Genomic DNA, 7,252 nt, shown 5'->3' with positions numbered 1-7,252 from the left:
CGATCTGGCTGTGCGCGATGGCCGGATACAACGCGGACAGCATGTGATGCTCGAGGGGGTCGGCGGCGGCTTCACCTGGGGCGCAGTGTTGTTGAAGTATTGATCACACGAGGATTGAAGATGGGTTTCGCACTCGTATTTCCCGGACAGGGCTCGCAGTCGGTTGGCATGATGGCGGCCTATGGTGACAACGCAGTGATCCGGTCTACCTTCGACGAGGCTTCCGCCGCGCTCGGTGAGGATCTGTGGGAGATGGTGAGCGAGGGGCCGGCCGAGCGCCTGGCGCTGACCGTGAATACCCAGCCGCTGATGTTGACTGCTGGCGTGGCGGTGTATCGTGCCCTGCGCGACGCTGGCGTTGGCGCACCTGCAGTGGTCGCCGGTCACAGCCTTGGAGAGTATTCCGCTCTGGTTGCCGCCGGTGCGTTGCGTTTTGCCGACGCGGTGCCCCTGGTGCGCTTCCGTGCCCAGGCAATGCAGGAGGCGGTTCCCGCGGGTGAGGGCGCCATGGCGGCGCTGCTCGGGCTCGAAGCCGACGTGGTGCGCGAGGTTTGCGCCCAAGCCGCACAAGGCGAAGTGGTCGAGGCTGCCAATCTGAATGCGCCCGGACAAATCGTCATCGCCGGTGGCCGGGCTGCGGTAGAGCGCGCGATCGAGCTGGCCAAGCCCCGTGGCGCAAAGCGTGCAATGATGCTGCCGGTCAGTGCTCCTTTCCATTGCGCGCTGATGCGCCCCGCGGCGGAGCGACTGGCCGAGCGTCTCGCGCAGATCGAGATTGCACGCCCCGAAATCGCGGTACTGAACAATGTGGATGTGGCCGTGTGCGACAGTCCCGAAGCGATTCGAGACGCCCTTGTGCGCCAGGCCTACTCGCCGGTTCGCTGGATCGAGACCGTGCAGGCGATCGCGGCGCGTGGTGTCGATCAGCTCTACGAGTGCGGTCCGGGCAAGGTGCTTGCGGGGATGAACAAGCGCATCGCCAAGGATCTGGCGGGCGGTGCCATCAACGATGCAGCCGGTCTCGACGAGGCCATCGTGGCAGTGGGGGGAGTATGAGCGGAAATCTGGAAGGTAAGGTCGCGCTGGTTACCGGCGCATCCCGGGGCATCGGCCGTGCGGTGGCACTCGAGCTGGCGCGCATGGGTGCGACCGTTGTCGGTACAGCAACATCCGAAGGTGGGGCCGAGGCGATCGGTGCCGGATTCGCCGAAGCGGGCGTGAGCGGCTGCGGCATGGTGCTGAACGTCACTGATGCCGCTTCGTGCGAGGCCCTTGTAGCCGAGGTCGAGAAGCGCTTCGGACCAGTCGCGATTCTGGTCAATAATGCCGGTATCACGCGGGACAACCTGGCGATGCGCATGAAGGACGAGGAGTGGGAGGATGTGATCCAGACCAACCTCAAGGCGGTCTTCCGCATGTCGCGCCTCGTCATGCGTGGCATGATGAAGGCGAGGAACGGTCGCATCATCAATATCACCTCGGTGGTGGCTAGTTCCGGCAATCCCGGTCAGGCCAACTATGCTGCAGCCAAGGCCGGCGTTGCCGGTATGACCCGCGCACTCGCGCGCGAGTTGGGCAGCCGTAACATCACCGTGAACTGCGTTGCGCCGGGCTTCATAGAGACCGACATGACCAATGCGCTGCCCGCAGCCGCCCGCGAGGCCTTGCTGGGACAGATTGCCGCTGGCAGGCTCGGAAAACCTGAGGAGGTGGCCGCCGCGGTTGGCTTCCTCGCCTCGCCATCGGCAGCCTATGTCACCGGCACGACCTTGCACGTGAATGGCGGCATGTACATGAGTTGATTCGTCGTCGATGCACAGTGCGTCACGGCAATAGCGAACGGCGTTGTTTTTGGTAGAATACGCCGGCTTTTTACACATCTCTATATATCAGGGAAGGAGTCTCTCAATGGAGAACATCGAACAGCGCGTCAAGAAGATCGTTGCTGAACAGCTTGGCGTGAACGAATCGGAGATCAAGAACGAGTCTTCGTTCGTCGATGACCTCGGTGCCGACTCGCTCGATACCGTCGAACTCGTCATGGCGCTCGAGGAAGAGTTCGAGTGCGAGATTCCCGACGAAGAAGCCGAGAAAATCACCACCGTTCAGCAGGCGATTGACTACGTCAACGCGCACTTGAAGAAGTAATTCCATCCGGAGCGAACATTGACCCGTCGCAGAGTCGTCATTACCGGTCTGGGAGCGATTTCCCCGGTCGGGAACACCATTTCGGAAGCCTGGGACAACATCGTCAATGGCCGTTCCGGTATCGGAGAAATCACCCGCTTCGATGCATCCGCGTTTCCCGTGCGGATCGCGGGCGAAGTCAAAGGCTTTGAAGTCGGTGACTACCTGTCGCCGAAGGAGGCCCGTCGGATGGATGTCTTCATCCACTACGGGCTCGCCGCTGGCGTTCAGGCGATCAAGGATTCAGGCCTGGAAGTCACCGACGAGAATGCCGAGCGCATTGGTGTGAACATCGGTTCGGGCATCGGCGGTTTGCCGATGATCGAGGCCACGCACGATGATTTTCTCCGTGCCGGTCACCGCAAGGTCTCACCGTTCTTCATCCCTGGCACCATCATCAACATGATCTCGGGCAACCTGTCGATCATGTATGGGATGAAGGGGCCGAACCTTGCGGTCGTCACTGCCTGCACCACCGGGCTCCACGCAATCGGCTTGAGTGCTCGGACCATCGAGTACGGCGATGCCGACGTGATGATCTGCGGTGGCGCCGAATCCTCGGTCACACCGCTGGCGATCGGCGGGTTCGGGTCGGCAAAGGCCTTGTCCACACGCAATGACGATCCGCAGACCGCAAGCCGCCCGTGGGACAAGGACCGTGACGGTTTCGTGCTTGGTGAGGGCGCTGGCGTGATGGTGCTCGAGGAGTATGAGCACGCGGTCAAACGCGGCGCGAAGATCTACGCCGAACTCGCCGGCTTCGGGATGAGCGGTGACGCGTACCATATGACTGCACCCGATACCGATGGGCCGCGTCGCAGCATGGTGAATGCCATGAAGAATGCTGGCGTGAATCCGGATCAGGTTCAGTACCTGAACGCGCACGGCACGTCCACGCCGCTCGGCGACAAGAACGAAACCGATGCGGTCAAGCTCGCCTTCGGCAACGACGTGGCGCGCAAGCTGGTGGTCAATTCGACCAAGTCGATGACCGGACACCTGCTCGGCGGGGCCGGTGGCCTCGAGTCGGTGTTCACCGTGCTCGCAGTCCATCACCAGATCTCTCCGCCGACGATCAACATTTTCGAGCAGGATCCGGAATGCGATCTGGACTACTGCGCGAATGTCGCTCGTGACATGAAAATCGATGTCGCGCTGAAGAACAATTTCGGCTTCGGCGGGACCAACGGCACCCTGGCTTTCCGTCGTATCTGATCCGCCTGGCGTGAGCGTTTCCCTGACTGTCTCGCCGCGCCGCTCGAAGATTCAGCAGATCATGATCGCCGCAGTCCATCTGGCTGCGGCGATTTCTTTTGCGACCGTGCTGCAGGGTTGGCTTCTCGCTGCGGCACTCTGCGCTTTGCTCGGGTCGGTCACGCTGGCGCTTGTGCGGCTGCGGCGTAACGAGTCGAGCGTATGGGTTCTTGCTGCGAACGGCGAACTGTCATTGAGCGAGAGTGGCGGCGAGCGCCTGCTGCGCCTCGAGGGCAGTTCGACTGATCTTGGTTGGGCGATCTGGCTGAATTGGCGCGACGCGGTCAACGGTCGTCGCAGCGCGCGAATGCTGACGCGCGATGAGTTCGACCCCGGAGTGTGGCGCCAGATGCGCGTGTGGCTGCGCCACGTCGCCATTGTGGGAGAGACACTCCAAGTTGAGCCGTTTCAGCGCTGACGACGGCGCGGGGAGTTGGGCGGCACGAGGATCGAGTCGCGGGCCTGTGTGAGCGTCTCGGGGTAGTCCTTCGATGCGTGCAGACCGCGGCTTTCCTTGCGCTTGAGGGCACAGCGCACGATCAGTTCGGCGGTAACCACCAGGTTGCGCAACTCGATAAGATCGTTGCTGACTCGAAAGTTCGAGTAGAAGTCGTGGATTTCGCGCTTCAGAAGATTGATGCGGTGCTTGGCCCGCTGCAGGCGCTTGGTGGTTCTGACGATGCCGACGTAGTCCCACATGAAGCGACGCAGCTCCGCCCAGTTGTGTGAAATCACCACCTCTTCGTCGGCGTCGGTTACCCGGCTTTCGTCCCACGCGGGTAGTTCGGGTATCGTCGCCTCCGGTAGGGCGAGTATGTCGCGTGCAGCCGATTCGCCGAATACCAGGCATTCGAGCAAGGAGTTGCTCGCGAGCCGGTTGGCGCCGTGCAGACCGGTGCACGCGGCTTCGCCGACGCAGTAGAGACCGGCTACGTCGGTGCGTGCCGACAAGTCGGTGACGATACCGCCGCAGGTATAGTGTGCCGCCGGTACGACCGGGATCGGCTGCTTGGTGATGTCGATGCCGAGTTCGAGACAGCGTGCGTAAATCGTCGGAAAATGACCGCGCAACCAGTCAGCCGGCTTGTGGCTGATGTCGAGAAAGACACAGTCAAGGCCGCGCTTTTTCATCTCGAAGTCAATCGCTCGGGCCACGATGTCACGCGGGGCCAGTTCCTCACGGGCGTCGTACTCCGGCATGAAACGAGTACCGTCCGGCAGGCGCAGGACACCCCCTTCGCCGCGGACCGCCTCGCTGATCAGGAAGGACTTGGCCTGCGGGTGATAAAGGCAGGTCGGGTGGAACTGAATGAACTCCATGTTCGCCACACGGCAGCCGGCACGCCAGGCCATGGCGATGCCGTCTCCGGTCACGACATCCGGATTGGTCGTGAACAGGTAGACCTTGCCGGCGCCACCGGTCGCAATCACGGTCGCGCGCGCCGAGAGAGTCAGCACCTCGCCAGCATGGAGGTCGAGTACGTAGCACCCCACGCAGCCGAGGTCGGGTCGCCCGATGCGCTCGCCCCGTATCAGATCGATCGCAATGTGATCGTCGAGAACGGTAATGTTCGGATGTGAGAGAACCTGCTCGCTGAGTGTGGATTGAACCGCCGCACCAGTGGCGTCGGCTGCATGAATGATGCGGCGGTGCGAGTGTCCGCCCTCGCGCGTCAGGTGATAGCCAATGGCGGAGGCGTCTTCACGGGTGAAGGGAACGCCACGCTCGATGAGCCATTCGATTGCGCGACGGCCATTCTCGACGACGAAGCGGGTCGCGAGCGGATCGCACAGGCCTGCGCCTGCGTCGAAGGTGTCGGCGATGTGCGCTTCTATGCTATCGGTGGCGTCGAGGACCGCCGCAATCCCGCCCTGAGCCCAGTTGCTCGAGCTATCCCCCAGGGACCGCTTGGTTACCAATGCGACCCGCAGCTGGTCCGCGAGGCGCAAGGCCAGAGACTGTCCGGCTGCGCCGCTCCCCAGAATGATGACGTCGTATCGGGTATTCAAGGCTGTTGTGATCACTGTTTTTTGCCGTGCCGCGGAGCATAGCACGTGCAGCGCGGGGCAGTGGGCGAGGCCATCCAAGACCCTGCTGGCGTCTGAACTATTCGCTGGTCCTTCTGTCTTTTATCTGTAATCGCTTTTGCCGGAGGCATGCAGCGTCGGTATACTCCAAAAGCTTTGTATTTTTCACTTGGAGAGCCGACCCGATCATGAGTGATCGCGAGACTGATCAGTTGCTCGTCGAGCGCGTGCAGCGTGGCGACAAGGAGGCGTTCGGCTTGCTCGTCAGCAAGTACCAGCGCAAGCTCCATCGCTTGTTGTCGCGCCTGATTCGCGATCCGGCCGAAGTCGAGGACGTTGCGCAAGAGACTTTCGTGAAGGCCTACAGGGCCTTGGGTTCCTTTCGCGGCGATAGCGCCTTTTATACGTGGCTTTATCGTATCGGAGTCAATACCGCCAAGAACTATCTTGTTTCGCAGGGTCGCCGGGCACCGACGTCCACCGGCTTCGACTCGACCGAGGCAGAAACATTTGAAGAAGGCGAGCTGCTGCGTGATATCAACACGCCGGAGCGTCTTCTGATGACCCGGCAGATCGGGGAGACCGTGGAAGAAGCGATGGCAGCGCTGCCTGAGGAACTTCGGACCGCGATCATGCTCCGAGAACTCGAGGGGCTGAGCTACGAGGAGATCGCGAACATCATGGACTGTCCGATCGGGACAGTGCGTTCGCGGATTTTCCGGGCCAGGGAAGCGATTTCTGAACGACTGCGGCCGTTGCTGGATACGGCACCCGACAAACGCTGGTAGGTGTACTCATGAAAGACGAACTTTCGGCACTGCTCGACAACGATCTCGATGAAGACGCGTCCTCCCGGACGCTTGACGCGATGCGTCGTGACCCCGAGCAGCGGGCGCGATGGAGCACCTACTGCCTGATCGGCGATGTCCTGCGCGGTGAGCGCGAAGGCAGCGTCGATTTTACTTCGCGCGTCATGGCGGAAATTCGCGCCGAGCCCACTGTGCTAGCACCCAAAGCTAGCCCGGTGGATGCGCAGGACGCGAGCGCCGGCGGGCCCTTGCAGTCCGTGTTTGCGGTGGCGGCCTCGGTCATGGGCGTGGCAGCGGTCGGCTGGGTGGCGATGTCGATGCTCGGAGGCGAGGACGCGCTCCCGGTTACCGCGAGCCTCGAGCCCGCGGTGCAGTTCGTCGAGCAGGTCGCGCTGCCATCCCCGGTCATGGCGGTTTCTCAGCAAAGCGACCCGCATCGCAAGTATGTATTCGTGCATCAGGCGATGAATGGCGGTGGCCCGATTCCTGGAGCGGTGCAATACGTGCGCACCGTTTCCGCCGATCTGGGGGACGTGCGTCGATGAGGTGGTTCGCGGCGCTGGCCGCCGGACTGATTCTGGTTTCCCCTGTACCCGGATTCACGCAGGGCACCGATGATCCGTTGAGTTGGCTAGGCCGGATCGCCAGTGCGGGGCAGCGGCTCAACTATACCGGGACCTTTATTTACCAATCGGGCGGCGGTTTCGAAACCTCACGCATTACTCATGTTACCGATGCCAGCGGCGAACACGAGCGCCTGGAGGTGCTGGACGGTAGTCCGCGCGAGGTCATTCGTAATAACCGTGAAGTGCGCTGCGTGCTGCCAGACCAAAAGACGGTGATCATCGACCGATCCGGCGGGCAGCGGGCGTTTCCCTCGCGTCTGCCCGAGTCGTACGCGTCTTTGGCCGAGAGCTATCGAATTTCCCTTGGTGACGTCAGCCGGGTTGCCGGTCTGGATGCCCAGCTCGTAG

The 7,252-nt window shown here is 62.1% G+C and carries 10 protein-coding genes; 9 read left to right on the top strand and 1 reads right to left on the bottom strand.

The genetic code is table 11. The annotated features are described in order from the left end of the window. From GPA21_RS18030 to GPA21_RS18005, 6 genes are all read left to right on the top strand, one after another. A partial coding sequence (locus tag GPA21_RS18030; RefSeq protein WP_281355964.1) for a 3-oxoacyl-[acyl-carrier-protein] synthase III C-terminal domain-containing protein occupies positions 1–103 on the top strand: 103 nt, incomplete at its 5' end. A 17-nt stretch (positions 104–120) separates the two neighbouring features. Next, positions 121–1,056 (top strand): ACP S-malonyltransferase, encoded by a 936-nt coding sequence (gene fabD / locus GPA21_RS18025; protein ID WP_168989487.1) that lies wholly within the window; start codon positions 121–123, stop codon positions 1,054–1,056. Beyond that, positions 1,053–1,802, top strand: a complete 750-nt coding sequence (gene fabG / locus GPA21_RS18020) for a 3-oxoacyl-ACP reductase FabG (protein ID WP_168989486.1) — start codon at positions 1,053–1,055, stop codon at positions 1,800–1,802. The genes fabD and fabG overlap by 4 nt, the downstream gene beginning before the upstream one ends. Positions 1,803–1,908: 106 nt before the next feature. Then, complete coding sequence (gene acpP / locus GPA21_RS18015; protein ID WP_011765359.1) at positions 1,909–2,148, top strand: acyl carrier protein; 240 nt, start codon at positions 1,909–1,911, stop codon at positions 2,146–2,148. An 18-nt stretch (positions 2,149–2,166) separates the two neighbouring features. Then, the gene (gene fabF / locus GPA21_RS18010) at positions 2,167–3,402 is read left to right on the top strand and encodes a beta-ketoacyl-ACP synthase II (protein ID WP_168989485.1); all 1,236 of its coding nucleotides are present in this window, start codon (positions 2,167–2,169) and stop codon (positions 3,400–3,402) included. Positions 3,403–3,412: 10 nt separating this feature from the next. Next, entirely contained in the window at positions 3,413–3,859 is a 447-nt protein-coding gene (locus GPA21_RS18005; RefSeq protein ID WP_168989484.1) for a protein YgfX, read from the top strand. On the opposite strand, the gene nadB is transcribed toward GPA21_RS18005, so the two are convergent. Further along, positions 3,850–5,451: an L-aspartate oxidase gene (gene nadB, locus GPA21_RS18000; RefSeq protein ID WP_168989483.1), complete on the bottom strand. Its 1,602-nt coding sequence runs from the start codon at positions 5,449–5,451 to the stop codon at positions 3,850–3,852. The genes GPA21_RS18005 and nadB overlap by 10 nt on opposite strands. 206 nt (positions 5,452–5,657) lie before the next feature. Between nadB and rpoE the strand changes: the two genes are divergently transcribed. The 3 genes from rpoE to GPA21_RS17985 all read left to right on the top strand — a co-directional run. Next, complete coding sequence (rpoE, locus tag GPA21_RS17995; RefSeq protein ID WP_168989482.1) at positions 5,658–6,257, top strand: RNA polymerase sigma factor RpoE; 600 nt, start codon at positions 5,658–5,660, stop codon at positions 6,255–6,257. An 8-nt stretch (positions 6,258–6,265) separates the two neighbouring features. After that, positions 6,266–6,823, top strand: coding sequence for a sigma-E factor negative regulatory protein (locus GPA21_RS17990; RefSeq protein WP_168989481.1), 558 nt, complete (start codon positions 6,266–6,268; stop codon positions 6,821–6,823). Then, the coding region (locus GPA21_RS17985) for a sigma-E factor regulatory protein RseB domain-containing protein (protein ID WP_281355963.1) at positions 6,820–7,252 on the top strand (433 nt) is incomplete at its 3' end. The genes GPA21_RS17990 and GPA21_RS17985, both read left to right, overlap by 4 nt.

Source organism: Azoarcus taiwanensis, assembly GCF_012910885.1.
GTDB lineage: Bacteria > Pseudomonadota > Gammaproteobacteria > Burkholderiales > Rhodocyclaceae > Azoarcus_F > Azoarcus_F taiwanensis.
This window is presented reverse-complemented; position numbering and strand designations above follow the sequence as displayed.

What these genes read in the sequence shown, in the direction of transcription:
- rpoE (WP_168989482.1), top strand. Translation starts at nt 5,658, where the DNA reads ATGAGTGATCGCGAGACTGATCAGTTGCTCGTCGAGCGCGTGCAGCGT.
- acpP (WP_011765359.1), top strand. Translation starts at nt 1,909, where the DNA reads ATGGAGAACATCGAACAGCGCGTCAAGAAGATCGTTGCTGAACAGCTT.
- fabD (WP_168989487.1), top strand. Translation starts at nt 121, where the DNA reads ATGGGTTTCGCACTCGTATTTCCCGGACAGGGCTCGCAGTCGGTTGGC.
- GPA21_RS17990 (WP_168989481.1), top strand. Translation starts at nt 6,266, where the DNA reads ATGAAAGACGAACTTTCGGCACTGCTCGACAACGATCTCGATGAAGAC.
- fabG (WP_168989486.1), top strand. Translation starts at nt 1,053, where the DNA reads ATGAGCGGAAATCTGGAAGGTAAGGTCGCGCTGGTTACCGGCGCATCC.